Source organism: Streptomyces sp. NPDC051913 (assembly GCF_044593635.1).
In the GTDB taxonomy this organism is placed as follows: domain Bacteria; phylum Actinomycetota; class Actinomycetes; order Streptomycetales; family Streptomycetaceae; genus Streptomyces.
This window is the reverse complement of sequence record NZ_JBIUCI010000038.1, coordinates 1-25,633: the sequence shown is the minus strand read 5'-3', so window position 1 is coordinate 25,633 and position 25,633 is coordinate 1. Positions and strand designations below refer to the sequence as shown.

Here is a 25,633-nt window from a genome sequence, read left to right as displayed (position 1 = left end):
CGAACCCGGAAGCTAAGCCTTACAGCGCCGATGGTACTGCAGGGGGGACCCTGTGGGAGAGTAGGACGCCGCCGAACAAATTTTGAGAAAACCCCGCACCGGTTCGGTGCGGGGTTTTCTGCGTTTAGGCTCAAGGTTATGCGCTATGACCTGGTGATCTTCGACAATGACGGTGTCCTCGTGGACAGCGAGCCGATCTCCAATCGCTTGCTGGCTGCCTATCTGACGGAGCTCGGGCACCCGACCTCGTACGAGGACTCCATTCGGGACTACATGGGGTCCGCGATGCATCGGATCCATGATCTGGTGCTGGAACGTACGGGGGAGCGGTTGCCGGCGGAGTTCGACGACGTCTTTCACCGGCGGGTGTTTGACGCGTTCGAGCGGGAGTTGAAGCCCGTGGGCGGTGCGGTGGACGTACTGGAGGAGCTGGCGGGGGCCGGAGTGCCGTACTGCGTGGCGTCGTCCGGGAGTCACGAGCGGATTCGGGTGGGGCATCGGACGACGGGGCTGGACCGATGGTTCTCGGAGTCGCGGATCTTCAGTTCGCAGGATGTGGGGCGGGGTAAGCCGGCGCCGGATCTGTTCCTGTACGCCGCCGAGCGGATGGGGGTGGCGCCGGAGCGGTGTGTCGTCGTCGAGGACAGTCCGCTGGGGGTCCAGGCGGCTGTGGCGGCCGGGATGGATGTGTACGGGTTCACCGCCATGACGCCTGCCGACAGGCTCGCCGATGCCACTCAACTCTTCTCGGACATGGGGGACTTGGCCGGTCTGCTTCGGTGATCTCGCGCCTGACATTTGTCATGGCTAGCTCCGGACGATCGTTTCTACTGGGGGACCCCTCACGGACGAGAAGCTGAGGGCATGACGACGACGAGTACGAGCAAGCAGAACCCCTTCCGCCCCCTGGTCCTGGACGTGGCGGTGCCTGTCGGGTCGTACTACCTCTTCCGGGAAGCCTTCGGGATGAGCACCTTCGCCGCCCTGGCCTGGAGCAGTGTGGTGCCTGCCGGGCGGACGGTGTGGTGTGCGATCCGGGAGCGGACGGCCAACGGGCTCGCGGGGCTCATCCTGCTCGTGAACGTCGTGTCGCTGTTGCTCAGCTTTGTCTCCGGGGATCCGCGGCTGATGCTGGCCAAGGACAGCGCGGTCAGCAGCACGATCGGGATCGGGATCCTGGTGTCGGTGGTGCTGGGGCGGCCGATGATGACGGCCGCTCTCCAGCCCTTCCTCGTCAAGGCGGACGCGGCCAAGCAGGCCGCGTGGGAGCGGCTCCTGTGTGGTACCGCCTTCAGTTCGGCTTCGGCGGACTTCCGGCGGGCCGAGCGGGCCTTCTCGGTGGTGTGGGGTGTGGTGCTGCTCGCGGAGTGCGTGGTGCGGATCGTGGGGGCGTACACCGTGCCCGTGGACACCATGGTGTGGCTGGGCTCGGTCGTCATGGTCGGTGCGATGGTGCTCGGGATGGTGGTCGGTGGGGCGCTGGGCGCCGGGCCCATGCAGCGGATGATCGCCGTAGAGGTCGAGGCCGGGGTCGACGCCGGGGTCGAGGCCGAGGAGGACGTCAAGGCGGGGGTTGCCGTCGCCGCCTGACGGGCTTGACCGTCAAAGCTGAGGGAAATTCATCTTTGGCTGGATCTACCCACGAGTAGTCCGGGGCCCTACGCTCGCCGCCATGACAGATGTGCTGCGGCGCGGTAGGGCCTCGTTGGCGTTCAGTTTCTTTGCGCAGGGTGTCGCCTTTGCTCTGCTGGTGACGCGGATTCCGGCGATCCAGGACCGGTACGGGATCTCCGACGCGCTGCTGCCGGCCTTCCTGGCCGCCGTACCGATCCTGGCCGGGGTCGGGAGCGTCACCACCGAGAAGGTGGTGAAGCGAATACCGCCGAGCCGGCTGCTGCGCTGGGCCCAGCCGGTCGTGCTGCTGGCGCTGCTCGGGGTCGGGGCCGGGGACGCGATGGTCGAGCTGGCGATCGCGCTGGCCGCCTTCGGGCTCGCGGTGGGTGCGCTGGACGCCTCGATGAACATGCTCGGGGTGAGTCTCCAGCGGGCGTACGGGCGGAGCATCATGCTCAGCTTCCATGCCGTGTTCAGCCTGGGTGGGATCGTGGGCGCGTCGTTGGCGTGGGTGGGGGCGCACTGGGACCTGGCGTTGTTCGTGTCGTATCTGCCGGTGGTGGTCGTGCTGCTGCCGGCCGCCTTCGTCGGGAGTCGTTGGTACGTCGACAGCGGTGAGCCCGAGCCGGTGGACGCGCAGGCCGACGGCGGCGGGAGCGGTGTGGTCTTCAAGGCGCTGCTGCCGCTGTGTCTGGTGATGACCTTCGCGTACATCGGGGACTCGACCGTCTCCAACTGGAGTGCCAAGTATCTGCAGGACGTGCTGGGGAGCTCGGAGCAGTTGGCTACCGTGCCGTACAACGTCTATATGGTCACCACCCTGATCGGGCGGGGGCTCGGGGACTTCGGGGTGCGGCGGTTCGGGGCCGTGACGGTGGTGCGGGCGGGGGCCGTGGTGGCGGCGATCGGGTTCGCGGTGGTGGCTTCGGCGCCCGGGGCGTGGGTCGGGATGCTGGGGTTCACGTTGCTCGGACTGGGGCTGTGTGTGCTGGTGCCGCAGACCTTCGCGGCGGCCGGGCGGCTGTTTCCGGGGGCGTCCGACGCCGCTGTCGCTCGGCTCAATGTCTTCAACTATGTGGGGTTTTTGATCGGTTCTCCGTTGGTGGGGGCGCTGGGCGACGCCTGGAGTTATCGCGGGGCGATGCTGGTGCCGATGGTGTTGGTGCTGGTGACGCTTGTGTACGCCCGGTCGTTCGCCGCTCAACCGGACCGATACGGTGGCGGGCATGAGCGGCCGCGCACAGCTGATGTGGGACGAGGCAGTAACGGGCTATGACTTCGGTCCGGAGCATCCGATGGATCCGGTCCGGCTCGCCCTGACCCGGAGTCTGGTGAGGGCGTTCGGGCTGGACCGGGACGTGGAGGTCGTGGCCGCGAAGCCCGCCGGGGAGTCGACGCTGCGGCTGGTGCACCGGGAGGACTACATCGAGGCCGTGAAGGCGGCGTCGGAGAATCCCGGGGCGGCGGACGGGGCGTACGGGATCGGGACGTTGGACGATCCCGCCTTCGCCGGGATGCATGAGGTGTCCGCGCTCATCGCCGGGCAGTCCGTGGGAGCGGCCGAGGCTGTGTGGCGGGGGGATGCGCTGCACGCGGTGAACTTCGCGGGCGGGCTGCACCATGCGATGCCGGGGGGTGCGTCGGGGTTCTGTATCTACAACGACGCCTCGCTGGCGATCGCGCGGTTGTTGGAGCTGGGTGCCGAGCGGGTCGCCTATGTGGATGTCGACGTGCATCACGGGGACGGGGTGCAGGCGGCGTTCTGGGAGGATCCGCGGGTTCTGACGATCTCGCTGCACGAGCATCCGCGGACGTTGTTCCCGCAGACCGGGTGGGCCGAGGAGACCGGGGCGGACGGGGCGGCCGAGGGGAGCGCGGTCAATGTCGCGTTGCCTGCGGGGACCGGGGACGCGGGGTGGTTGCGGGCGTTCCATGCGGTGGTGCCGGAGCTGCTTGCGGACTTTCGGCCGCAGGTGCTGGTGACGCAGCACGGGGCGGACACGCACTTCGAGGATCCGTTGGCTCATCTCGCGGTGTCGTTGGATGCGCAGCGGGCTGTGCAGGTGGCCTGTCATGAGCTGGCGCACTCGTATGCGGATGGGCGTTGGGTGGCGTTGGGTGGGGGCGGGTACGCGGTGGTGGAGGTCGTGCCTCGGTCGTGGACGCATCTTGTGGGGATCGCTGCGGGGCGGGAGTTGGCGCCGGAGAGTGTGGTTCCGGAGAGCTGGCGGCAGGAAGTGTTCGCGCGTACGCGGCAGTTGGCGCCCATGCGGATGACTGATGGGCGGTGGCCGGTGGAGTGGGCGGGCTGGGAGGCGGGGTACGACCCTGCGGACCGGCTGGATCAGGCGGTGCTGGCTACTCGGCGGGCGGTGTTTCCGTTGCGGGGGTTGCTGGCGTAGGGCTGGTCAGGGCGGTTGAGGAAGTGGCTGCCCGGCGTGGGTGCTGGGCGGGGGTGGGTTTCGCTCGCCCGCGCCGGCGGGGTGCCGCTGCGCCCACCCGTGCCGCCCCAGCGGCACGACTGCCCGCAGCTACGGTGGAGTGGCGGGTGTCCGTGGCCCGCATCTGGGCGGGGCGCGGCTTGCCTGCGGCTGTGGCGGAGGGGTGCGTGCCTGTAGCCCGTATTTGGGTGGGGCGCGGCTTGCCTGCGGCTGTGGCGGAGGGGTGGGTGCCTGTAGCCCGTATCTGGGTGGGGCGTGGCTGTGGCTGCGGCTGTGGCGGAGGGGCGGGGGCCCGTAGCTGGGTGGGTCGCGGTTTGCTCGTAGCTCAGCGGATGGGCGGGTGTCCTTAGCTCGCGGCCGGACGGCAGGCGGCTGTGCGCATCTGGGTGGGGCGGCGCGGCTGTCCGCAGTTACGGCGGGTGGGCGGGTGTCCGTAGGTCAGTGGAGGGGCGGGTGTCCGTAGTTGGGTGGGGGTTGCTTTCGTCTCGTTACGCCAACTGTGCGGTGTTTTCCTGTTCCCATGCCGTTCGGCGGTTCCGTCCGTCAGCATCGCTCCCGTGTTGAGCACCGGCGCGCTGCGCGCCCATCTGTTGGCTGCTCGTCTGGCCGGGACCGTGGCTACCTCGCGGGAGGAGAGTCTGCGGAGTTATCGGCTTTTCGCCGCTCGGGATCCTCGGGTGCTGATCGGGCTTGACCCCGAGCAGACCTGGGGGCAACGGGATTTGATCGGGTTGATGGCCGACAAGTGCGGGGTTTCTAGCGATCCCGGGCATACAACTGGCCATGATGTGATCGATCCTGAGCGGACTCTCATCGCGCTTGATGCCTTCGCTGCTCGGCTCGGTTCTGTCGCGGAGCGTGGCGCCACGGTGTTGCTGGGGACCGGTCATCCGCATCGGCTGCTCGGCTTCTACGCAGGGTTGGCGGACGCGTTGTCGGCGGCGGGATGTACCGTTCTCACCCCAGCGCAGGGTCACTGTGTCGACATAACGACCCGGTTCGGACTACGTACGTACAACCTTGACTACGTACGAGGAGTCGCGCTGGTGCGGGAACCCGGCGAGTTGAGCTCCGGTCGTGCGACCGGCGTGCACACGCACTCGCCGCTCCCGGTTCGGACCGTGCTGGGGGCCGCCGCGGAGCAGGGCATGGGGCTGCCCGAGCTTGTCATCGGGGACCACGGGTGGGTCTGCGGGGCAGGTCAGCTGGGGTTTGAGGCCATTGGGCTGGCCGACACGGATGATCCCGCGTTGTTCGTGGGGGAGGCCGAAGGGGTCGTGTCCGTCGTCGTTCCACTTGATGACGCTGTGCGGTCTGATTACTACCGGCCGCTTACCCGCTACGTACTCAATCGAGCGTGTCTGTCACAGTAGGCCGCCGATGGGTGCACCTCTTCCCCACTCGCATCACCCGCCCCTACATTGGGGAGTGAGCACGCAGCGACGAAGAGTCACCGGAAGGGGAAGCCGGTGGCCGTCGAGTGCGGAAGGTTCAGGTGTGTCATGGCTGCAGCTGGCGAGAGGCCTCTGAACGAGGTTCAGTTCCTTACCGTGGCGGAAGTCGCCTCGGTGATGCGAGTGTCGAAGATGACCGTGTACCGCTTGGTGCACAGCGGTCATCTGCCCGCGATCCGGGTGGGGCGGTCCTTCCGCGTCCCCGAGCAAGCGGTTCACGAGTACCTTCGCGAGAGTTATGTGGGGGTGGAAACCGCCTGATCATCGGTCGGCGACGCCCTCGATTACGACCTCAGCGCTCGGGCGGGTAGGCTGGCCCCTTGTAGGTCGTATGGGCCCATGGCGCCCAGCACCGAGTGATGAGAAGTGAGCGAGGGTAGTCGTGGGCTCTGTTATCAAGAAGCGGCGCAAGCGGATGGCCAAGAAGAAGCACCGCAAGCTGCTCAAGCGCACGCGCGTTCAGCGTCGCAACAAGAAGTAAGCGGCGCTGCGCAGGCAGTGTGACTGTGGCCCCCCACCACACCCGGTGGGGGGCCACACGCATACCCGGAGTGCACCACTCCTTCACATGACCTGGTCTGGTCGTACGACTGTGGATGTCGTCACTTCGTGCATTGGGCGGTCATCACAGCGCAACATCAACCCGCTAGGTTGGCCGCAGACGGGGAACGCGGCAGGGTACGCAGGGGGACGAGTGCGGGAAGGAAGGCGCTGATCTTGGGCAAGGTCGTGCTCGTGACCGGAGTGGCCCGTCAACTGGGGGGCCGGTTCGTCCGGCGCATCCAGCGTGACCCGCGGGTGGACCGGGTGATCGCCGTGGACGCCGTGCCGCCCGAGCACCATCTGGGCGGTGCCGACTTCATCCAGGCCGACATCCGGCAGCCGACCATCGCGCGAGTGCTGGCCGAGACGGCCGCCGACACCGTCGTACACCTGGACGTGACGGCGATGGCGCTCGGCAGTGGCAGCCGGACCACGGTCAAGGAGACCAACGTCATCGGCACCATGCAGCTGCTCGGTGCCTGTCAGAAGTCGCCGACGGTCAAGCGGCTGGTGGTGAAGTCCAGTACCAACGTGTACGGGTCGGCGCCCCGCGATCCGGCCGTCTTCACCGAGACCACCCCGCCCAAGTCCCTGCCCAGCGGCGGGTTCGCCAAGGACGCCGTCGAGGTCGAGGGCTATGTGCGCGGGTTCGCGCGGCGGCGGCCCGATGTGGCCGTGTGTGTGCTGCGGTTCGCGAACATCCTCGGTCCGAGCGCGGACACGCCGCTCGCCTCGTACTTCTCGCTGCCGGTCCTGCCGACCGTGTTCGGGTACGACCCCCGGCTGCAGTTCGTCCATGAGGACGACGTGATCGAGGTGTTGCGCATCGGCTCGCACGAGCCTGAGCGGGGCACGCTCAACAGCGGCACCTTCAACATCGCCGGCGACGGGGTGCTGCTGCTCTCGCAGTGCTCGCGGCGGCTGGGACGGCCGACCGTGCCGCTGCTGCTGCCTGCCGTCACCTGGGCGGGCTCGCTGGTCCGTACGCTGGGCGTGACGGACTTCTCGCCCGAACAGATCCGGCTGCTGACCCATGGCCGGGTGGTGTCGACGGTCCAGATGCGGGAGACGCTCGGCTTCCGGCCGAAGTACACGACGGCGGAGACCTTCGCGGACTTCGCGCGGGTCCGCGGGCCCGGGCTGCTGCCGCCGGAGGCCCTCGCGGGGGCCGTCGACCGGATCGCCGCGCTGCCCGCCCTGGGCGGCGGCCACCTTCCGAGCCAGCCCCCGACGCAGAGCGCCAACTGAGGAGCGCATCAACGATGGCGGACGCCAAGGTCATTCCGTTCGACGACGACAGGTCTCGCGGGGCTGCCGTGCAGCGGCCGGCGCGGCGGCGCGGTGCGGGGAGCCGACGCAAGGAGTCCTCGCTGGTCCGTGAGGTCCAACCCCTGCCCAGCAGGGCGCCGGCGCAGGATGATGTTCCTGTGACGCGTGAGGAACAGCCGCCGCCGGTCGGGCCGCAGGACGAGGATGGTGCCGGCGGAATCGAGCGGCGTATCGCCGGCGGGCTGTCGTTCCTGCGCCGCCGTCTCACCGGGGACTACGACGTCGACGACTTCGGTTACGACGAGGAGTTGACCGACCAGGTCCTGATGTCGCTGCTGCGGCCGGTGTACGAGAAGTACTTCCGGGTCGAGGTGAAGGGCATCGAGAACATCCCGGCGGAGGGCGGTGCGCTGATCGTCGCCAACCACTCGGGGACGCTGCCGCTGGACGGTCTGATGATGCAGGTCGCCGTCCACGACAACCATCCCGCGGGCCGGCATCTGCGCCTCCTGGCCGCGGACCTGGTCTTCATGCTGCCGGTGGTGAACGAGCTGGCCCGCAAGCTCGGCCACACGCTGGCCTGTGCGGAGGACGCGGAACGGCTCCTCGGGCAGGGCGAGTTGGTCGGGGTCATGCCGGAGGGCTTCAAGGGCATCGGCAAGCCGTTCAGCGAGCGCTACAAGCTCCAGCGCTTCGGCCGCGGCGGCTTCGTCTCGACGGCCCTGCGCAACGGTGCCCCGATCATCCCGTGCTCGATCGTGGGCGCGGAGGAGATCTACCCGATGATCGGCAACGCCAAGACCCTGGCCCGCGTTCTGGGCTTCCCGTACTTCCCGTTGACGCCGACCTTCCCGTGGCTCGGGCCGCTCGGTGCCATCCCGCTGCCGACGAAGTGGACGATTCAGTTCGGCGAGCCGATCCACACGGACGGCTATCCGCCGGAGGCGGCGGAGGACCCGATGCTGATGTTCAACCTGACGGACCAGGTACGGGAACAGATCCAGCACACGCTCTACAAGTTGTTGGTGCAGCGGCGGTCGGTGTTCTTCTGATGCGGCGGTCCGGGGGGCGGTGAGTCGGCGGACGGAGTCCGGCGCAGCCGTGCGAAGCCCGCGGAGCGGTGCGAGGGCGGCAATGTGAAGGGGTCCCTGGCCCGCGTTCTGGGCTTCCCGTACTTCCCGTTGACGCCGACCTTCCCGTGGCTCGGGCCGCTCGGTGCCATCCCGCTGCCGACGAAGTGGACGATCCAGTTCGGCGAGCCGATCCACACGGACGGCTATCCGCCGGAGGCGGCGGAGGATCCGATGCTGATGTTCAACCTGACGGACCAGGTACGGGAACAGATCCAGCACACGCTCTACAAGCTGCTGGTGCAGCGGCGGTCGGTGTTCTTCTAGCCGGTGACACGACAGTGGGGGCGCCCTTCCTGAGAAGGGCGCCCCCACTGTCGTACCGGCGTCTCTAGCTTGCGTCTTCTCCGTTGATGCCCAGGCCGGGCAGGAGGCCTGGGAGGAGGGGTGGGAGGGTGACGTCCGGTTCGGTGGACGGGGTGGCTGTGGGGGTGGAGGTGCCGGTGGCGGTCTCCGGGGGGTCCAGGAGGCCGCCGGTGTTGCCGCCCAGCAGGCCGTCCTCGCTGCCGGACGAGGCGGAGTGGCTGGGGCTGCCGGAGCCGGTGCCCGTGCCGTCGGACGTGCCGCTGCCCTTGCTCGGGGCCGTCGAGCGGTCGGAGCCGGAGGTACCCGTGGACGCCGTACCGGAACCGCCCTGCCTGTTGCCTGTGCCGCCGCCCTGGGTGGGGGGCTGGGGGAGCAGGGACTGGAGCGGCGCGACCTCTTCGTCTATGGCGTCGAACACCGACGACACCTGCTGACTGACGTCGCCCAGCTGGACCGGGAGGCGGTCGCGGAGGGCGCCCCAGACCTCGCGGTGCGAGCGCGAGAAGGAGGACAGGGCCTGGATGGGGCCGAGGGAGTCCGGGTCGCGTTCGTACGCCTCGTGCAGTAGGCGGTGGCCCTCTGCGGCGTCGTGCTGCATGCCGAACAGGGCGCGGCGGATCTCGCCCAGCGACTCGTGGTCCAGTTGGCCGCCGCGGTCGCGGTCCATCAGCCGGCGGGCCTCGTTGAGCCGGGTGGAGGCCTGGTCGAGGTAGGCCTCACCGCGCTCGTCGTCCCCGTCGGACAGGTAGTTGAGCTTGAAGTCCTCGATGCCGCGCTTGAGGCCGTAGAGGGAGTCGCCGGGGAGGGCGTCCGAGCTGGCCGCAGCGACCCCGCCGAAGGCTCCCGCGGCCACGCCGACGCTGAGCCCGCCGGCGGCGAGGCCCTTGGTGAGCCGGGAACGCGGTCGTAGCTTGCCCAGCCCGGTCGCCCGGTGGGCGCCTCGCGCGCGATGCGAGCGCTGCTCGGGCACCGCGTTGCCTGCCTCGCCCCCGACGGTGCCCTCTTGGAGCATGGCCTCGAACGCTGCCACCAGCTGGGCCCGCTGGACGACCTTGACCTCGGGATCCAGCTCCGGCTTCGGCAGCTCGCCGAGACATTCCGCGAGGGCCAGCATGCGGCCGCTCCCGTTCTGTTCGGCGGCGGCCGGGTCGGGCGCCGGTCCTTCGGCCTCTTGGGCCGCCGTGCCCCGGTCGGACTCGTCCTCCAGGGCCTGGGCGAAGGCGTTCGCCCGCCGGTGCGCCGATACGTTCGCGATCACTGGCGGCACCTCCTCTCGTCATGACGGTCGACTCCCCAGGGGGTCCTGAGGGTTGCACGCCCTGACCGCATGCACACGATCGAGTGATCGAAGTCGGCCAGGGAGTGACCACAGGGAGCCTGCATCCCGCACAACGAGCGGCGCGGCACTTGGGTTACGGACTGCGGATGATCGGATCGCGAAGTCAACAGACTTTAACTGACCGTGAGTTGGATGTCGCGGAAAGTGGCGGAGCGTGGCGGACGACGCCCGGGGTCAGCGGGCGTCTTCCGGCAGGAGCCGGGCGAGGGTGCGGACGGCCCGGTACTGGAGGGTCTTGATCGCGCCCTCGTTCTTGCCCATCACGCGCGCGGTCTCGGCGACGGACAGGCCCTGGAGGAAGCGGAGCGTCACGCACTCCTGCTGCTGCGGGTTGAGCCGGCGTACGGCGTCGAGGAGCGCGGCGTTGGAGAGGGACTCCAGGACGGAGTCCTCCGGGGAGCGCTCGACCTCGTTGGCGTCGAGCATCTCGCCGGTGGTCACCTCCAGACGGAAGCGGCTCGACTTGAAGTGGTCGGCGACGAGGTTGCGGGCGATGGTGACGAGCCACGCGCCGAAGTCGCGGCCCTGCCAGGTGAAGGTGCCGATCCTTCTGAGCGCCCGCAGGAACGTCTCGCTGGTGAGGTCCTCGGCGGTGGCCTTTCCCCCCACGCGGTAATAGATGTACCGGTAGACGGTGTCGCTGTACTGGTCGTAGAGCCGCCCGAACGCGTCGGCCTCGCCGGCCTGGGCACGCTCCACGAGGTCCATCATCCGGGCGCTGTCGCTGTCCGCGGCGGGACGGCGGGCGGTAGTGGTGGTGGCCGCGCCGGCCGAGCGTCCCCTTCTGCCGACGGCCGCGCTGCTCTCGGCCAGTGCGTAGCACGGGCCGGTTGGTGCGGTGGCTACGGCAAGGGCGGGGACGGCGTACGCGGTGGGGACGAAGCGCATGAGGTTGTTGACCGTCGCGCGCAGCGTAGCCAGGCCCGAGGCGTCAACCCCGACGTGTGAGTACACGGGACTCCCAGAGGCAGAGCTTCCATCACGTGCAGTACGGGACCGTTCACCCGTCGTAGCGACGGAGGGGTACCGGATTGCGTCTGAGGAGAATAACGCTTCGTGCAGGCACTGCTACACCCAGTTGCTCTATTCATCGATTACGTCGCTTCTGTAACCGATTGATGCCCTCTCAAGTACCGCAGAGTGACCGGTTGTTGATCGTTTGAGATCGAGTTCCGGTCAGGGTCAGGGCGTGTTGTGGCCGTGTGCCGACAAGAGGACTGGGTGCGGGTGGTGGGGGGTATCGCTTGTGTTTTGGGTGCGGGCTCGTTGTGGCTGGTCGCGCAGTTCCCCGCGCCCCTGGGTGCGTTACCGGCGCCGGCGATGAAGAGCGATCGCGGCCGCAGTTCCGCCTGCCACCGCGCCTACGCCCGCTGCCGCGGGGATCCCCACCTTCGCGGCCTTCCTTCCGGTGCGGTAATCCCGCAAGCGCCAGTCCAGTTGGCGGGCGTGCTTGCGCAGTTTCGTGTCCGGGTTGATCGCGTAGGGGTGGCCGACCAGGGACAGCATGGGGATGTCGTTGTGGCTGTCGCTGTAGGCGGCGCAGCGGGAGAGGTCCAGGCCCTCCGCCGAGGCCAACGCGCGTACCGCCTCCGCCTTCGCGGGGCCGTGCAGCGGTTCGCCGACCAGCTTGCCGGTGTAGACGCCGTCCACCGATTCCGCGACCGTGCCCAGCGCGCCGGTCAGGCCGAGGCGGCGGGCGATCACCTGGGCGATCTCCACGGGGGCCGCCGTGACGAGCCACACCTTCTGGCCCGCGTCCAGGTGGGCCTGGGCGAGGGCGCGGGTGCCGGGCCAGATGCGCTCGGCCATGTACTCGTCGTAGATCTCCTCGCCGATGGACATCAACTCGGAGACGCGGTGGCCCTGGACGATGGAGAGGGCCGAGTCGCGGGCCTCCTGCATGTGCTCGGGGTCCTCGATGCCGGCCAGCCTGAACCAGGCCTGCTGCCAGGCGAACTTGGCGAGGTCGCGGGTCTCGAAGAACTTCCGCTTGTACAGGCCCCGGCCGAAGTGGAAGAGCGAGGCGCCCTGCATCACCGTGTTGTCGAGGTCGAAGAAGGCGGCTGCCTTGTCGTCGCCGAGTACCGGGAACTCCGGTTCCGGGGTCGAGGTCTCCTCGACCTCCTGTGACGACTTGCGCGCGGCCTCCGCCGAGGCCTCGCCTGCCAACACGCTCCGCGCCGTGGCGGAGCGCCTACGGGGAGTGAGCCATCCGAGAGCGGCCATGGCGTGAGCATAGCCAGTTTGTTCGGTGGTTCCGGAGTCGAGAGGTTTGGAGGGTGTGAACTCTCCGCGACTCCGCCGTTAAAGGACTGCTCGCGGGCGGGTCGAGGGGCGCGGGACAATGGCCGGTATGAGTCCACTTTTCCGTCGCAAGCCGTCCGTGGCGCCCCAGGATCGGCTGGTCACCCTCATTCGCAAGCCCGGTTGTCATCTGTGTGATGACGCACAGCTCGTGGTGGAGAGGGTGTGCGGCGAGGTCGGCGCGCGCTGGGAGCAGAAGGACATCTCCACAGATCAGACGCTGCACGACCAGTACTGGGAGCAGATTCCGGTCGTACTCGTCGACGGTGAACAGCACACGTTCTGGCGGGTGAACGAAGATCGGCTGCGCAAGGCACTGACCGAGTAGTCCAAACGATCCGCAAACTCGCTTAGGATCGTTGGCGGCTTGGCCTTGGGGGTGGGATTCGTGAGGAGAGTGACCCGTTTTGCCCCCGAGACTGCAGTGCGTGACCCCGGTCACGTTGGCCGGGCAAATCGGACACCATCTTTGTGCACGCGTTCACAAAGACATAGCCTGCTTTCGACGGGGCGGTCTAGGTACGTGTGACCGCCTGCAGCCCCGCTCTACCCGCAGGAGCACCGTGGCAACTGGCCGAACTCACCGACCGGCGACCCGTAGCCGAGGGATTCCCGAGGCCACCGTCGCCAGGCTTCCGCTGTACCTCCGCGCGCTGACCGCACTGTCGGAGCGCTCGGTCCCCACGGTCTCCTCCGAGGAGCTCGCGGCCGCGGCGGGCGTCAACTCCGCGAAGCTGCGCAAGGATTTCTCCTACCTCGGTTCTTACGGAACGCGTGGTGTCGGGTACGACGTCGAGTATCTCGTCTACCAGATCTCCCGCGAACTGGGGCTGACCCAGGACTGGCCGGTCGTCATCGTCGGTATCGGCAACCTCGGCGCCGCCCTCGCCAATTACGGCGGGTTCGCCTCCCGTGGCTTCCGGGTCGCCGCGCTCATCGACGCCGACCCGGCCATGGCCGGGAAGCCCGTCGCCGGGATCCCCGTGCAGCACTCCGATGATCTGGAGAAGATCATCGAGGACAACGGGGTGAGCATCGGTGTCATCGCGACCCCCGCCGGTGCCGCCCAGCCGGTCTGCGACCGGCTCGTGGCCGCCGGCGTCACCTCCATCCTGAACTTCGCGCCGACCGTGTTGTCCGTTCCGGACGGCGTCGACGTGCGCAAGGTGGACCTGTCGATCGAGTTGCAGATCCTCGCCTTCCACGAGCAGCGCAAGGCCGGTGAGGAGGCCGCCGCCGGGAACGACGGGGGAGCTCCGGCCGTCACCGCGCGCACCGAGTCCGCCGACAAAGGGCCCGACGGGGACGTACCCGCCGTGATGCCGGCATGAGTCTCCTCGTCGTAGGGCTGAGCCATCGCAGCGCTCCGGTCAGCGTGCTGGAGCGGGCGGCGCTGAACGCCGACGCCCAGATCAAGCTGCTCCAGGACACGGTCGCCGCGGAGCCGGCCGCCGAGGCCGCGGTGCTCGCCACCTGCAACCGCATCGAGCTGTACGCCGACGTCGACAAGTTCCACGCCGGTGTCGCCGAGCTGTCCACGCTGCTCGCCCAGCACAGCGGGGTGGGGCTGGAGGAGCTCACTCCCTATCTGTACGTGCACTACGAGGACCGGGCGGTTCACCACCTGTTCTCCGTCGCCTGCGGACTCGACTCCATGGTCGTCGGCGAGGGGCAGATCCTCGGGCAGATCAAGGACTCGCTGGCCAAGGCGCAGGATCTGCACACCGCCGGGCGGCTGCTCAACGACCTGTTCCAGCAGGCACTTCGGGTCGGTAAGCGGGCGCACTCCGAGACCGGGATCGACCGGGCCGGACAGTCGCTGGTGACGTTCGGCCTTGAGCAGCTTGCCTCCGGCGCGGAGGTCGCGGACTGGGCCCGGGGGAAGAAGGCGCTGGTCATCGGGGCCGGATCGATGTCGTCGCTGGCCGCGGCGACGCTGGTGCGGGCCGGGGTCGCTGAGGTGGTCGTCGCCAACCGGACCGCTGAACGGGCCTCGCGGCTGGTCGAGATTCTCAATGAGGGCGCCTCTCTCGACTCTGCTGCTGGAGACGTGCCGGCCCGCGCGGTACCGATGGACGCGGTGCCGGGCGAGCTGACACGTGCCGATGTTGTGGTGTCTTGTACGGGCGCGACCGGGCTGGTGCTCACGGGGGACGCCGTTTCGGGCGCTGTTCGTGGGCGGGTGCCGGTCGCGGGGGCTGAGGCCGAGGGGGCCGCGCGGCCCGGCGCTGTCGGGGTGCCGCCTGCGCCCACCCGTGCCGCCCAAGCGGCACGACTGCCCGCAGGTTCGGTCGATGACGACAGTTGTCCCCTTGACCTGAACACCCCTGGTTTCTCCGTGCTCGGCGAAGCCGCCGTCGCCGGGATGGGCGCTGCCGAGCTGGAGCAGCATGCCGCCTGGGTGGACAACGCCCCGCGGCCGCAGACTTCCGTCGCCGTCGACGAGGCCGGGGCCATTGCCGCCCTGGTCGCGACCGTCGCCACCGTCGGGCGGATTCCCGAGCGGCGTCGGCCGGAGCCCATCGCCGCGGGGCCGCAGCCCGTGCTCTTCCTGCTCGACCTCGCCATGCCCCGCGACATCGACGCCGCCGTCCACCGGATCGCCGGGGTGCGGCTCGTCGACATCGAGTCGCTGGCCGAGGCTTCCGCCGACGCTCCCATGGCCGCCGATGTCGACCAGGTGCGGCGGATCGTCGCTGACGAGGTGGCCGCGTTCGGGGCCGCGCTGCGGGCCGCGCACATCACGCCCACCGTCGTCGCGCTGCGCACCATGGCCGCCGATGTGGTGGCCGGGGAGATGGCCCGGCTGGAGGGGCGCCTCCCGGGGCTCGACGACAAGCACCGCAGCGAGATCACGCAGACGGTGAAGCGCGTGGTGGACAAGCTGCTCCACGCACCGACCGTACGGGTCAAGCAGCTCGCGGCCGAGCCCGGCGGTGCCGGGTACGCGGACGCGCTGCGGACCCTGTTCGACCTCGACCCGGAGACGGTGGCCGCCGTTTCCCGGGCCGAGGACAGCAACACCAATGAGAAAGACCGAGGGCCGGCATGAGCGGCATGAGTGACAGGGCGCTACGGCTCGGGACACGGCGGAGCAAGCTCGCCATGGCCCAGTCCGGGCAGGTGGCGGACGCCGTGAGCCAGGTGACCGGGCGGCCCGTCGAGCTCGTCGAGATCACGACGTACGGAGATGTGTCGCGGGAGCAGCTCGCGCAGATCGGTGGCACGGGTGTCTTCGTGACCGCTCTGCGGGAGGCGCTCCTCAAGGGTGAGGTGGACTTCGCCGTCCACTCCCTCAAGGACCTGCCGACCGGGCAGCCCGACGAGCTGTCGCTCGCCGCGATCCCGCAGCGCGAGGACCCGCGGGACGTCATCGTCGCCCGGGACGCGCTGAAGTTCACCGACCTGCCCCGCGGGGCCCGGATCGGTACCGGCTCGCCGCGGCGGATGGCCCAGTTGAACGCGTACGCCCGCGCCCACGGGCTGGACATCGAGACCGTGCCGATCCGGGGGAACGTCGACACCCGGATCCGGTACGTGCACGACGGTGAGCTGGACGCGGTGGTGCTGGCCGCGGCCGGGCTGAACCGCATCGGGCGCAGCGAGGAAGTGACCGACTTCCTGTCGGTCGACACGGTTTTGCCCGCTCCCGGCCAGGGAGCACTCGCGATCGAATGCACCGCGGACAACGCGGACCTGATCGCCGCGCTCGGAGAGCTCGACGACCCGTTCACGCGGGCCGCCGTGACTGCCGAGCGGTCGCTGCTCGCCGCCCTGGAGGCCGGTTGCAGTGCCCCTGTGGGCGCGCTGGCCGACCTGCTGGCCGACGGGCACGTTGTCAAGGAAATGCGCCTGCGAGGGGTGGTCGGTACCACCGACGGCTCTCGTACGGTGCAGATGTCCACCACCGGTCCCGTGCCCGAGACGTACGACCAAGCAATGGCGCTCGGCCGTGAACTCGCGGCCGAGATGCTTGCCCAGGGCGCGGCCGGTCTGATGGGGGAGCGAGCACAGTGAGCCCCACCGCCCTTCCTGCCGCCGGTCCTGAGCACGGGCACGTCACCTTCCTGGGTGCCGGACCCGGGGATCCGGGACTACTCACTCTGCGCGCCGTGGAGGCGCTCGCGAGCGCGGACGTTCTCGTCGCCGAGCACGAGGTGCTCGACGTCGTACGCGTCCACGCCCGTTCGGGCGTCGCCGTCGTGAACACGGAACCGGGGTCCTCCGCGGACCCGCTTCCGGGCACAGGCGCGCCTCAGCTGACGGTTGTTGACGGTTCGTCAGCAACCGCGGGTGTCCCTGCCGTGAGGGATGCCGCACATCTTGTCATGGAGGCCGCGCGGGGCGGCAGGCGGGTCGTGCGTGCGGTGTCCGGGGACCCCGGGCTCGACACGTACGCCGCCGAGGAGATGCTGGCGTGTGCCCGCGCCGGGGTGCCTTTCGAGGTGGTTCCCGGGGTCGCGGCCGCGGTCGGTGTGCCCGCCTACGCCGGTGTGCCGCTGCGGGACGCCCAGGGCGCGGACGTGCGCTTCGTGGACGCCCGGACCGCCTCCGACCGGTGCTGGACGGAGGTGGGGGCCTCGGACGGCACGGTCGTCGTGTCGACGACCCTCGACTCGGTCGGTGCCGCGGCCGGTGAGCTGGTGGCCGCGGGCCGTAAGCCCGACACCCCGATGTCGGTCACGGTCGCCGGTACGACCACGCGTCAGCGGACGTGGACGGCGACCCTGGGCACCATCGCCCAGACGCTCAAGCAGGCCAAGGTGCTGCCCTCCCCGGAGGGTGGCCGGCCGGTGATAGCCGTGGTCGGTGAGCGTTCCGCCGCCGCCCAGCGCGACCAGCTGTCGTGGTTCGAGAACAAGCCCCTGTTCGGGTGGCGGGTGCTCGTGCCGCGTACGAAGGAGCAGGCGGCCTCGCTCTCCGACCAGCTGCGGTCGTACGGCGCCGTGCCGCACGAGGTGCCGACCATCGCCGTCGAGCCGCCGCGCACGCCCCAGCAGATGGAGCGGGCCGTGAAGGGGCTGGTGACGGGGCGGTACGAGTGGATCGCCTTCACGTCGGTCAACGCGGTGAAGGCTGTGCGGGAGAAGTTCGAGGAGTACGGGCTCGATGCGCGTGCCTTTGCCGGGATCAAGGTCGCGGCGGTGGGCGAGCAGACCGCGAAGGCGCTGGTCGCTTTTGGTGTGAAGCCGGATCTGGTGCCCAGCGGGGAGCAGTCGGCCGCGGGGCTGCTGGAGGACTGGCCGCCGTACGACCCTGTGTTTGATCCGATCGACCGGGTCTTCCTGCCGCGCGCCGACATCGCCACCGAGACGCTGGTCGCCGGGCTCATCGAGCTCGGGTGGGAGGTCGACGACGTCACCGCCTACCGGACCGTGCGGGCTTCGCCGCCGCCGGCCGAGACGCGGGAGGCGATCAAGGGGGGTGGCTTCGACGCCGTTCTCTTCACGTCGTCCTCCACCGTGCGGAACCTGGTGGGTATCGCCGGTAAGCCGCACAACGTGACGGTGATTGCCTGTATCGGGCCTGCGACGGCCAAGACCGCCGAGGAGCATGGGCTGCGGGTGGATGTGATGGCTCCGGAGCCGTCCGTGCACAAGCTCGCCGAGGCGCTGGCCGACTTCGGGCTGAAGCGGCGTGCCGCGGCGGTCGAGGCCGGGGATCCGGTGACGCGGCCGAGTGAGCGGCGGCCGGGGGCGCGGCGGAGGCGTACGACGACCTGACGGGTCCGTCAGGTCAGCTGTGCTTGTGCGGGCCGTCGTGGGCTGGGATGCCTGCGGCGGCCCGTTCTGGCGCGTGGGGGGTCGCGTGCGCGCGGGCGGTGCGCTGGGGGTCGGGGCCGCGCCGGGGGGTGTCCGTCCTCGGAACGGCGCGGAATCGGTCATTGAGAAAGGGCGGCCGTGTTGACGCGCCAACCGCTGCGGGCGGACACCCCCCGACACGTCCCCTTGTCGCCGTACGCGGCTGCCGGTCCGTGGGGGTGTGCCTCCGCTGCCGCGCCGACGAGGCGTCGGCAAAGGGGGCTCTGGGACGGGCGTAGCTTAGGGGTATGTCGAAGTACGGATCGTTTCCTGGTAGTCGGCCGCGGCGGTTGCGGACCTCGCCTGTGATGCGGCGGATGGTTGCCGAGACGCGGCTGCATCCTGCCGACTTCATCCTTCCCGCGTTCGTGCGGGAGGGCGTGAGCGAGCCGGTGCCGATCGCTGCCATGCCCGGGGTGGTGCAGCACACCCGGGACAGCCTCAAGAAGGCCGCTGCCGAGGCCGTCGCCGCCGGGGTGTCCGGGATCATGCTGTTCGGGGTGCCCGAGGAGAGCAAGAAGGATGCCCTCGGGACGCCTGGGACGGACCCTGACGGGATCTTGCAGGTCGCCCTTCGGGATGTCCGGGCCGAGGTCGGTGACGACCTGTTGGTGATGTCCGACGTGTGTCTCGACGAGACCATTGATCACGGGCACTGCGGGGTCCTCGACAGCGAGGGGCGCGTCGACAACGACGCCACTCTGGAGCGCTACGCCGAGATGGCCCAGGTACAGGCCGACGCCGGCGCCCATGTCGTGGGCCCCAGCGGCATGATGGACGGGCAGATCGGCGTCATCCGCGACGCCCTCGACCAGATCGGCCGGGAGGATGTCGCCATCCTCGCCTACACCGCCAAGTACGCGTCCGCCTTCTACGGGCCGTTCCGCGAGGCCGTCGGGTCCTCGCTCAAGGGCGACCGCAAGACCTACCAGCAGGACCCCGCCAATGCCCGGGAGTCGCTGCGGGAGCTGGCCCTCGACCTGGAGGAGGGGGCCGACATGGTGATGGTCAAGCCGGCCGGGCCCTACCTCGACATCCTGGCCCGGGTCGCCGACTCCGTGGACGTTCCCGTCGCCGCCTACCAGATCTCCGGCGAGTACTCGATGGTCGAGGCCGCGGCCGAGAAGGGGTGGATCGAACGGGAGCGGGCGATCCTGGAGACCCTGACCGGCATCAAGCGGGCCGGGGCCCAGAACATCCTCACCTACTGGGCCGTCGAGGCGGCCCAGCTGCTGAACGACGGACGTCAGTAGGACAGGGCGTCGTCCGCCGTCATCTGCCAGTACGTCGGCGTCAGGGTGCTGTCGTAGTACACGCCCTTCGCGGGGAGAGTCGGGATCGCCGACGCTCCCCCGTCGCTGTTCGGCGTGCCCGCCTGGAACATCACCGTCAGCTTCTTGCCCGTCGTACCGCCGTCGCCGCTGCCGTCGGCGGCCGACAGCAGCACGCCCGCGTAGCCGGACTCGCCGGGGTTCAGCGTGACGACCGCCTGCGGGTGCGAGGCCTCGACCGGGCGCGGTGCCCACTGCATCCCGTCGAAGCGCAGCACCGGGTAGTAGGTGAGGTTGCAGGGCTTCGAGCCGGTGTTCTTGACCGTCAGGAGCATGTGGTTGAGGGGGCGGGAGACCGGCTGGGCGGTGGTCCTGGTGTTGGAGCCGTTGCAGAAGGCGTAGGCGACGGGGTCGGAGTCGTCCCCGGCGGGGGCCGTGGAGGGCTTCTGCGTCGGGGACTTCGTGGTGTCGCTCGCGGGCGTCGCGGTCGGCTTCTCGGCCGCCGGCTTCTCCGTCGACGGCTTGGCCGTCGTCGACGCCGTCGCGGATGCGGTCGGCTTTGCCGCTCCCTCGTCCGTCGTGCCCGTTCCGTCATTGCAGGCGGTCAGTGCGAGGGTGGCGAGCGTGAGGCCGGCGGCGGCGAGCAGGCGGTGGCGAGCGGTACGCATGGCAAGTTCCCTTTCGGAAGCGCTGGTTGGGATGATCAGAGCTTGCGGGGTGCCTCGTCCCGGCCGCCAGCGCTGCCGGACCATACGGGACGCTGGAACGCCCAGAAGGGCTTTGACCTGCTAGAACAGTCCGCTCCTGGAACGCCGGAACGGGACGACATGGGGGTGGAGAACGGTGACCGACGGCTCCGGCGCGGATACGTTCGCCGAGTTTCTGCGGGAGTTGAAGGACCGCTCCGGGCTCAGTTACGGGGTGCTCGCCAAGCGGCTTCACATGAGTACGTCGACGCTGCACCGCTACTGCAACGGCGATGCCGTACCGGCGGACTACGCACCCGTCGAGCGGCTCGCGCGGCTGTGCAAGGCGACGCCGGAGGAGCTCGTCGAGCTGCATCGGCGGTGGGTGCTGGCGGATGCGGGGCGGGGGAAGAAGGCAGCGACTGTCCCGCCAGCGGCGCCTGCCGAGCCTGCGGCGCCTGCTGAGGCTGTGGAGGCTGTCGAGGTCACTGATGTCGCCGCCGTCGCGGCGCCTCGTCGGCGTACCGCGCTCGTCGCCGCCATCGCCGTAGCCGGTGTCCTCGGTGCCGTCGGACTCGCCCTGGGGCTGCCCTCGGGCGGGGACGGCGACCGGGGTGAGCGTCCCGCAGGGTCCGTGTCCGTTGCCGGGGACGGCCGGGCGGGGGAGAGCACGGCAGCGTCACCCTCGCCGTCGAAGAGCTCGCCGTCCGCCTCGCCCTCGGCCTCCGCGAAGGGCGAGGGGAAGGGGACGGCCGCCGGCGGGAAGGCGACCGCCACTCCGTCGTCCGTCGCCACCGCAGCCGTTCCGCTGACCGTGTCCGCCGCCCCGTACTCCTGGGAGAGCCCCTGCTCCCAGCGCTATCTCATCGACAAGCCGCCGACCGAGGTGCCTCCGCCGCCGATCGAGCAGGACGCGGCGGCGTGGGTGGCGGCCACGGGGGCGGTGTCGTCGGGGGAGCAGTACGTGACGCTCACCGTGCAGGGCACCGGTGAGGAGACGGTGGTCGTCAAGGATCTGACCGTGCACATGGCCGGTAAGCGGTCGCCGGTCGCCTGGAACGACTACGCCATGGGGTATCCGGGCGTCGGCTGCGGCGGCAATGTGCCGACCCGGTCCTTCACCGTCGCCCTCGACGCGACGCGGCCCGCCGTGGTGCCGGAGGCGGGGCACCGGGACTTCCCGTTCAAGGTGAGCGAGTCGGACCCCGAGGTCTACTACATCCGCGCCGACGCCTCCGCGTACGACGTCAGCTGGTATCTGGAGCTGGACTGGTCGAGCGGGTCGCGCAGCGGCACGCTGCGGATCGACGACGGGGGCAAGCCGTTCCGGACCAGCGGCAACAACGGGCGGCCCGCCTATGAGTTCCCGCTCGGCGGCAAGGCCTGGGAGGCGGGCGACGGGTCGTCGTCGTAGGACTGGGACACCGAGGAGGACGGGCCCTCGTCGCGCAGGCCCTCGCCGTCCTCGCACGCCGTGAGGGTGAACACGGCGAGCACGACCGTCAGCGCGGCCAGCAGCCGGGCGGGGCGGGCGGTGGGTGCGGACCTGGGCATGGGACGGCCCTCTCAGGTGGGGAGTTCGGCGGGTCCAGCCTGCGCGGTGGTGATCGGCGGGGGCCAGGGGTGGCCCGGGGATTCGGGACGCGAGGGCGGCGGGATGGCCGCTGACCTGCGCGTTCGACGCGTCCCAGGCGGGCGCTGCGGGACGCGGGACCGGATCGTGGAAACGTACTTGTAGAGGGCAGGTAATTGTCTAGGGTGCTCCGCATGACCCTTACGAGCGCACCCGCAGATGTCTCCGCCCCCGTGCCTCCGCTCGCCGCGCGGGCCCGGTCGATCGGTGGTTCTCCGGTACGGGACATCCTCGCCGTCACCGCACGGCCCGAGGTCATCAACTTCGCGGGCGGGCTCCCGGCGCCCGAACTCTTCGACGCCGAGGGCGTCGCGGCCGCCTTCCGGGTCGTGCTGGAAGAGGCACCCGCGCAGGCCCTCCAGTACTCCACGACGGAGGGCGAGCCGACGCTGCGGGCCGCGCTCGCCGCGCGGATGTCGGTGCGCGGGCTGCCCACGACCGCCGACGACGTCCTCGTCACCACCGGCTCCCAGCAGGCCCTGTCCCTCCTCGCGACCGCGCTCGTCGAGCCCGGCGACACCGTCCTGGTCGAAGAGCCCTGCTACCTGGCGGCACTTCAGGTGTTCGGCTTCGCCGGGGCGCGGGTCCTCGGCGTGCCCGGGGACGCCGACGGCCCCGACCCGGAGGCGCTCGCCGAACTCGTCGTACGGGAACGGCCGAAGCTGTTCTACACCGTGCCCACCTTCCAGAACCCCACCGGCCGTACCGTCTCCGCGGAGCGGCGGGCCGAGGTCGCCGCCGTCGCGGCGCGGCACGGGCTGTGGATCGTCGAGGACGACCCGTACGGCGAGCTGCGCTTCGAAGGGGAGCGGGTGCCGTGGATCGCCGCGCGCGAGGAGGCCGCGGACCGGACCGTGCTGCTCGGTTCCTTCTCCAAGGTCATGGCCCCGGGCCTGCGGCTCGGCTGGCTGCGCGCGCCCGCGGCGGTACGGCGCGCCTGTGTGGTCGCCAAGCAGGCCGCCGACCTGCACACCCCGACCGTCAACCAGCTCGCCGCCGCACGGTACTTGGCGGACCGGGACCTCGACGCCCACGTGGCGCGGGTCGCTGCCGTGTATGGCGAGCGCCGGGACGCGATGCTCGCCGGGCTCGCGGAGGCCCTCCCGGAGGGCGCGAGTTGGCAGCGGCCCGAGGGCGGGATGTTCCTGTGGGTGCGGCTGCCTTCGGCGTACGACACGACGGCGCTGCTCGGCGGGGTCGTACGGCACGACGTCGCGTACGTGCCGGGGGCGCCCTTCTACTCCGACGCCCCCGACCGGGCCACCCTGCGGCTGTGCTTCGTCACGGAGACGCCGGAGCGGATCGGGGAGGGGCTGCGGCGGTTGGGGCGGGCGCTCAGCGGCTGAAGGTCAGTCCCACCAGAAGTGCCATGCGGGCTGGTTGAGCAACTGGCGTTCCGCGTAGGTCTGGAGGGTGCCTGCTCCTTGCCAGATGTTGTCCGGGCAGAAGGCGAAGTGCTCGGCGGCCACGGCCAGGGCTTCGTCGAGGGTCGTGGGCGGGGCGGCGACGGACACGATCAGCTGGTCGAAGCCGAGTGCCACGACGCGTGCGCCGAAGCGGTCCTCCCAGGAGCGGAGCACCGCGCTGAGCCGGGCCACGTCGCCCTCGTGGTTAGCCGGGCCCATCCAGCCGATCACCGCCGGGATGTCCGCGCTGCGGCGCGCCGGGACGAGGGCGGGGCGGGGGTCCTTGAGGGGACCTCCGCCGTTCAGGAGGGAGCTGACGACGTCCGTGGCGACGGCATCAGGGGAGCCGTCCGAAGCGATCGGCTCCGCCAGGCCGGGCCAGTCATCGTCCTGGTACGTGTCCCAGAAGTCGGCCAGCACCTCCTCGGGGTCGTGGTCCCCGGGATACGACATCTCCTCCGGCTCCAACTCCCATTCCCCCGGCCCGCCGTGACCCGCGCCCACGTCGACGAGGACGGGGAGGAGGCCGACGGTACGCGGCGCTTGCTGGTACGTCGTCCAGTCACCGGGGTGCGCGGGGGCGTCCGCGAGCCACAGGGTGGTGCCGAGCAACGTGCCTGAAGGCAGCCCGAGTTCGAGGTCGGCCAGGGCGGGGAGCGGGTTGGGCAGGCTTGCCATCAGACGGTTGCGAGGAAGGCGGCCCAGGCGGAGGGGGGCACCTGGAGGGTGGGGCCCGTGTCTGCCGGGTTCTTGGAGTCGCGGATGTGGATGGTGTGGGGGGTGGTGGCGACTTCGAGGCATTCGCCGCCTTCGCTGCCGCTGTAGGTCGACTTGAACCACTGAAGCGCCTCGGTGCTCATTGCTCTCCTAGCAGACGGTCGAGCAGACCCTTCGAGTCGTGGGTGGTCAGGGCCTGTGTCCGCAGCATCGCATACTTGCGCGCGAGCCGAGATACCTCATCTGCGTCGGAGACCCACTGGCTGCCTCGTTGGCCTTCGATGTAGGCCAGATGCTGGTGGTCCGGGGTTTCGAGCAGGATGAACGGCCCGTCCAGCCCGGCGTGGGAGGGGCTGCCCATCGGCAGGAACTGCAGGGAAACACTGGGCAGTTCCGCACACGAGCGTAGATGGCGAAGCTGTTCGGCCTGGGCCTCCGGACCTCCGATTCCCAGGTGCAGCACCGGCTCCCAGATGACGAAGCTGAGCGTTGGCGGGTCCCTGCGCTGCAAGATCTCCTGCCGATCGACTCGGCCTGCCACCTTCGCCTCGATTTCCTCCTTGCCGTAAGCCGGGACTCGCTCTCGCAGCACGGCTTCCGCGTACGCCCGCGTCTGAAGCAGTCCCGGCAGCACCTGGTTGGCATAGAGGGACAGCGCGATCGCCTCCCGCTCATGCTCCATATAAAGCTCGGCCCACATCGGGAACTGGTCGATCTCCGGCAGGTTCGCCACGCCCGCCGACAGCATGCCCTTCGTCTGGAGTGCCTCGTCCAGCAGCGCGGCCAGGTCCGGTTTCAGTGCCCTTCTGCCCTGCTCGATCGACGCGATCGTCTCCTCGTCGACCTGGACCAGCGGACCCAGCGCACTCTGGGTGTAGCCCATCGCCCGGCGCGCCGCGCCGAGTTGCTTGCCCAGCATCTTCATCGAGGTCAGGTTCTTCGGCCGCGGCGGCTTCTTCGCGCTCATGCTGGTCTCAATCCCCCAGGGCACACGTACGTCACCGGGTAGGAGCCCGTACAAAAAATCTGTACGAGTTCACCGAGTGATCCACGGTAGTGACTCTGCGCGACCTTCGTCCCGTGAACAAGGAAAGCCAACTTCCCTATCAGCGCGATCAGTTCTACGCCCGGGATCGCCGATCCGTGCCCGCTGCCAGGAGGTTGGTCCAGTGGGCGCTGTTCTACTGGGGGCTCGGCGGCTGGGAGCGGGGCGAGGACGTGTCGCTGTGTGTGAGCGAGCTCGCGACCAACGCCCTGCTGCACGGGGCGCCGCCGGGGCGGGGGTTCCTGCTGCGGGTGCGGTACGACGGTGACGTGCTGCGGGTGGAGGTGCATGACAGCGGGGGCGGGGAGCCGTGCGTGCCGGAGCATGCCGACGAGGGTGGGCGGGGGTTGTTTCTCGTCGCCGCGCTCGCCGACAAGTGGGGGGTGGGGCAACGGGACCCCGGCAAGGTGGTGTGGTGCGAGTTCGCGACGTTCAGTCCCTGAGCCGAGGCACCGCCTGGAGCGCGATGTCGACGGTGGTGTGAAGGGCCGCACGGGTCGCGCCGGCGGCCGCGTGCACGGCGTTGCCTTCGCTGACGACCATGACGTAGCGGGCGAGTGCCTGCGGGTCGGTCCCCGTGGGCAGGTCGCCCTCCTCGACGGCGCGGGCCAGTCGCTGGGCGAGTGCGTGTTCGCCGGTGAGGCGGCTGTCGGCCAGGAAGCGGGCGATGCGGC

Annotated in this window: 26 protein-coding genes, 1 rRNA gene and 2 pseudogenes; 20 read left to right on the top strand and 9 right to left on the bottom strand. The window is 69.9% G+C overall.

Annotation, left to right across the window (positions count from 1 at the left end; translation table 11 throughout):
- From rrf to ACIHIX_RS47330, 11 genes and pseudogenes are all read left to right on the top strand, one after another.
- Positions 1–77 (top strand): 5S ribosomal RNA (gene rrf / locus ACIHIX_RS47380); the annotation flags it as partial.
- Positions 78–138: 61 nt separating this feature from the next.
- Positions 139–783, top strand: a complete 645-nt coding sequence (locus ACIHIX_RS47375; RefSeq protein ID WP_399966893.1) for an HAD family hydrolase — start codon at positions 139–141, stop codon at positions 781–783.
- A gap of 81 nt (positions 784–864) precedes the next feature.
- Positions 865–1,590: a VC0807 family protein gene (locus ACIHIX_RS47370; protein WP_399966892.1), complete on the top strand. Its 726-nt coding sequence runs from the start codon at positions 865–867 to the stop codon at positions 1,588–1,590.
- Positions 1,591–1,672: 82 nt separating this feature from the next.
- A complete protein-coding gene (locus ACIHIX_RS47365; RefSeq protein ID WP_399966891.1) occupies positions 1,673–2,890 on the top strand; it encodes an MFS transporter in 1,218 nt (405 codons plus the stop codon).
- Positions 2,841–4,016, top strand: a complete 1,176-nt coding sequence (locus ACIHIX_RS47360) for an acetoin utilization protein AcuC (protein ID WP_399966890.1) — start codon at positions 2,841–2,843, stop codon at positions 4,014–4,016. Before ACIHIX_RS47365 ends, ACIHIX_RS47360 begins: the two co-directional genes overlap by 50 nt.
- A 596-nt stretch (positions 4,017–4,612) precedes the next feature.
- Entirely contained in the window at positions 4,613–5,428 is an 816-nt protein-coding gene (locus ACIHIX_RS47355; RefSeq protein WP_399966889.1) for a phosphatase, read from the top strand.
- 129 nt (positions 5,429–5,557) lie between these two features.
- Positions 5,558–5,770 carry a helix-turn-helix domain-containing protein gene (locus ACIHIX_RS47350; RefSeq protein ID WP_004984898.1) on the top strand — a complete coding sequence of 71 codons (213 nt, stop codon included), beginning with the start codon at positions 5,558–5,560 and terminating at the stop codon, positions 5,768–5,770.
- Positions 5,771–5,891: 121 nt separating this feature from the next.
- Entirely contained in the window at positions 5,892–5,990 is a 99-nt protein-coding gene (locus ACIHIX_RS47345; protein WP_003948845.1) for a 30S ribosomal protein bS22, read from the top strand.
- A 236-nt stretch (positions 5,991–6,226) separates the two neighbouring features.
- Positions 6,227–7,300 (top strand): NAD-dependent epimerase/dehydratase family protein, encoded by a 1,074-nt coding sequence (locus tag ACIHIX_RS47340; protein WP_399966888.1) that lies wholly within the window; start codon positions 6,227–6,229, stop codon positions 7,298–7,300.
- 14 nt (positions 7,301–7,314) lie between these two features.
- Positions 7,315–8,373 (top strand): lysophospholipid acyltransferase family protein, encoded by a 1,059-nt coding sequence (locus tag ACIHIX_RS47335; protein ID WP_399966887.1) that lies wholly within the window; start codon positions 7,315–7,317, stop codon positions 8,371–8,373.
- A gap of 96 nt (positions 8,374–8,469) precedes the next feature.
- Positions 8,470–8,718 (top strand): annotated as a pseudogene (locus ACIHIX_RS47330) (glycerol acyltransferase); the annotation flags it as partial.
- A gap of 64 nt (positions 8,719–8,782) precedes the next feature.
- Here the strand turns inward: ACIHIX_RS47330 and ACIHIX_RS47325 are convergent.
- The 3 genes from ACIHIX_RS47325 to ACIHIX_RS47315 form a co-directional block, all read right to left on the bottom strand.
- Positions 8,783–10,015 carry a DUF5667 domain-containing protein gene (locus ACIHIX_RS47325; protein WP_399966886.1) on the bottom strand — a complete coding sequence of 411 codons (1,233 nt, stop codon included), beginning with the start codon at positions 10,013–10,015 and terminating at the stop codon, positions 8,783–8,785.
- A 255-nt stretch (positions 10,016–10,270) separates the two neighbouring features.
- Positions 10,271–11,050 (bottom strand): ECF subfamily RNA polymerase sigma factor, BldN family, encoded by a 780-nt coding sequence (locus ACIHIX_RS47320; RefSeq protein WP_399966885.1) that lies wholly within the window; start codon positions 11,048–11,050, stop codon positions 10,271–10,273.
- Between the two features lie 351 nt (positions 11,051–11,401).
- On the bottom strand, positions 11,402–12,322 hold the full coding sequence (locus ACIHIX_RS47315) for an HAD family phosphatase (protein WP_194083959.1): 921 nt from the start codon (positions 12,320–12,322) through the stop codon (positions 11,402–11,404).
- Between the two features lie 118 nt (positions 12,323–12,440).
- Between ACIHIX_RS47315 and ACIHIX_RS47310 the strand changes: the two genes are divergently transcribed.
- The 6 genes from ACIHIX_RS47310 to hemB all read left to right on the top strand — a co-directional run bounded on the left by ACIHIX_RS47310 (position 12,441) and on the right by hemB (position 19,454).
- Positions 12,441–12,728: a glutaredoxin family protein gene (locus ACIHIX_RS47310; protein ID WP_399966884.1), complete on the top strand. Its 288-nt coding sequence runs from the start codon at positions 12,441–12,443 to the stop codon at positions 12,726–12,728.
- Positions 12,729–12,963: 235 nt separating this feature from the next.
- Positions 12,964–13,731, top strand: a complete 768-nt coding sequence (locus ACIHIX_RS47305) for a redox-sensing transcriptional repressor Rex (protein WP_399966883.1) — start codon at positions 12,964–12,966, stop codon at positions 13,729–13,731.
- Entirely contained in the window at positions 13,728–15,452 is a 1,725-nt protein-coding gene (locus tag ACIHIX_RS47300) for a glutamyl-tRNA reductase (RefSeq protein ID WP_399966882.1), read from the top strand. Before ACIHIX_RS47305 ends, ACIHIX_RS47300 begins: the two co-directional genes overlap by 4 nt.
- A gap of 5 nt (positions 15,453–15,457) precedes the next feature.
- Entirely contained in the window at positions 15,458–16,417 is a 960-nt protein-coding gene (gene hemC, locus ACIHIX_RS47295) for a hydroxymethylbilane synthase (protein ID WP_399966881.1), read from the top strand.
- Entirely contained in the window at positions 16,414–18,123 is a 1,710-nt protein-coding gene (locus tag ACIHIX_RS47290; protein ID WP_399966880.1) for a uroporphyrinogen-III synthase, read from the top strand. The genes hemC and ACIHIX_RS47290 overlap by 4 nt, the downstream gene beginning before the upstream one ends.
- A 326-nt stretch (positions 18,124–18,449) precedes the next feature.
- Positions 18,450–19,454, top strand: coding sequence for a porphobilinogen synthase (gene hemB, locus ACIHIX_RS47285; RefSeq protein ID WP_399966879.1), 1,005 nt, complete (start codon positions 18,450–18,452; stop codon positions 19,452–19,454).
- On the opposite strand, the gene ACIHIX_RS47280 is transcribed toward hemB, so the two are convergent.
- The gene (locus ACIHIX_RS47280; RefSeq protein WP_399966878.1) at positions 19,448–20,140 is read right to left on the bottom strand and encodes a DUF4232 domain-containing protein; all 693 of its coding nucleotides are present in this window, start codon (positions 20,138–20,140) and stop codon (positions 19,448–19,450) included. The two genes, hemB and ACIHIX_RS47280, sit on opposite strands and share 7 nt — an antisense overlap.
- A gap of 175 nt (positions 20,141–20,315) precedes the next feature.
- Between ACIHIX_RS47280 and ACIHIX_RS47275 the strand changes: the two genes are divergently transcribed.
- Complete coding sequence (locus ACIHIX_RS47275; protein WP_399966877.1) at positions 20,316–21,572, top strand: helix-turn-helix domain-containing protein; 1,257 nt, start codon at positions 20,316–20,318, stop codon at positions 21,570–21,572.
- Here the strand turns inward: ACIHIX_RS47275 and ACIHIX_RS47270 are convergent.
- A complete protein-coding gene (locus ACIHIX_RS47270) occupies positions 21,515–21,712 on the bottom strand; it encodes a hypothetical protein (RefSeq protein ID WP_399966876.1) in 198 nt (65 codons plus the stop codon). The genes ACIHIX_RS47275 and ACIHIX_RS47270 overlap by 58 nt on opposite strands.
- A 213-nt stretch (positions 21,713–21,925) precedes the next feature.
- Between ACIHIX_RS47270 and ACIHIX_RS47265 the strand changes: the two genes are divergently transcribed.
- On the top strand, positions 21,926–23,137 hold the full coding sequence (locus ACIHIX_RS47265; RefSeq protein ID WP_399966875.1) for a PLP-dependent aminotransferase family protein: 1,212 nt from the start codon (positions 21,926–21,928) through the stop codon (positions 23,135–23,137).
- A 3-nt stretch (positions 23,138–23,140) separates the two neighbouring features.
- Here ACIHIX_RS47265 and ACIHIX_RS47260 read toward each other — a convergent pair whose 3' ends face one another.
- Genes ACIHIX_RS47260 through ACIHIX_RS47250 form a run of 3 tightly spaced genes read right to left on the bottom strand, consistent with a single transcriptional unit; the run spans position 23,141 to position 24,881 of the window.
- On the bottom strand, positions 23,141–23,875 hold the full coding sequence (locus ACIHIX_RS47260) for a DUF4253 domain-containing protein (protein WP_399966874.1): 735 nt from the start codon (positions 23,873–23,875) through the stop codon (positions 23,141–23,143).
- Positions 23,875–24,057 carry a DUF397 domain-containing protein gene (locus ACIHIX_RS47255; RefSeq protein ID WP_399966873.1) on the bottom strand — a complete coding sequence of 61 codons (183 nt, stop codon included), beginning with the start codon at positions 24,055–24,057 and terminating at the stop codon, positions 23,875–23,877. Before ACIHIX_RS47255 ends, ACIHIX_RS47260 begins: the two co-directional genes overlap by 1 nt.
- The gene (locus ACIHIX_RS47250; protein ID WP_399966872.1) at positions 24,054–24,881 is read right to left on the bottom strand and encodes a Scr1 family TA system antitoxin-like transcriptional regulator; all 828 of its coding nucleotides are present in this window, start codon (positions 24,879–24,881) and stop codon (positions 24,054–24,056) included. Before ACIHIX_RS47250 ends, ACIHIX_RS47255 begins: the two co-directional genes overlap by 4 nt.
- A 113-nt stretch (positions 24,882–24,994) precedes the next feature.
- On the opposite strand from ACIHIX_RS47250, the gene ACIHIX_RS47245 reads away from it, so the two are divergent.
- A complete protein-coding gene (locus ACIHIX_RS47245) occupies positions 24,995–25,402 on the top strand; it encodes an ATP-binding protein (protein ID WP_399966871.1) in 408 nt (135 codons plus the stop codon).
- Here the strand turns inward: ACIHIX_RS47245 and ACIHIX_RS47240 are convergent.
- Positions 25,392–25,633 (bottom strand): annotated as a pseudogene (locus ACIHIX_RS47240) (TetR/AcrR family transcriptional regulator); the annotation flags it as partial. The gene ACIHIX_RS47245 and the pseudogene ACIHIX_RS47240 sit on opposite strands and share 11 nt — an antisense overlap.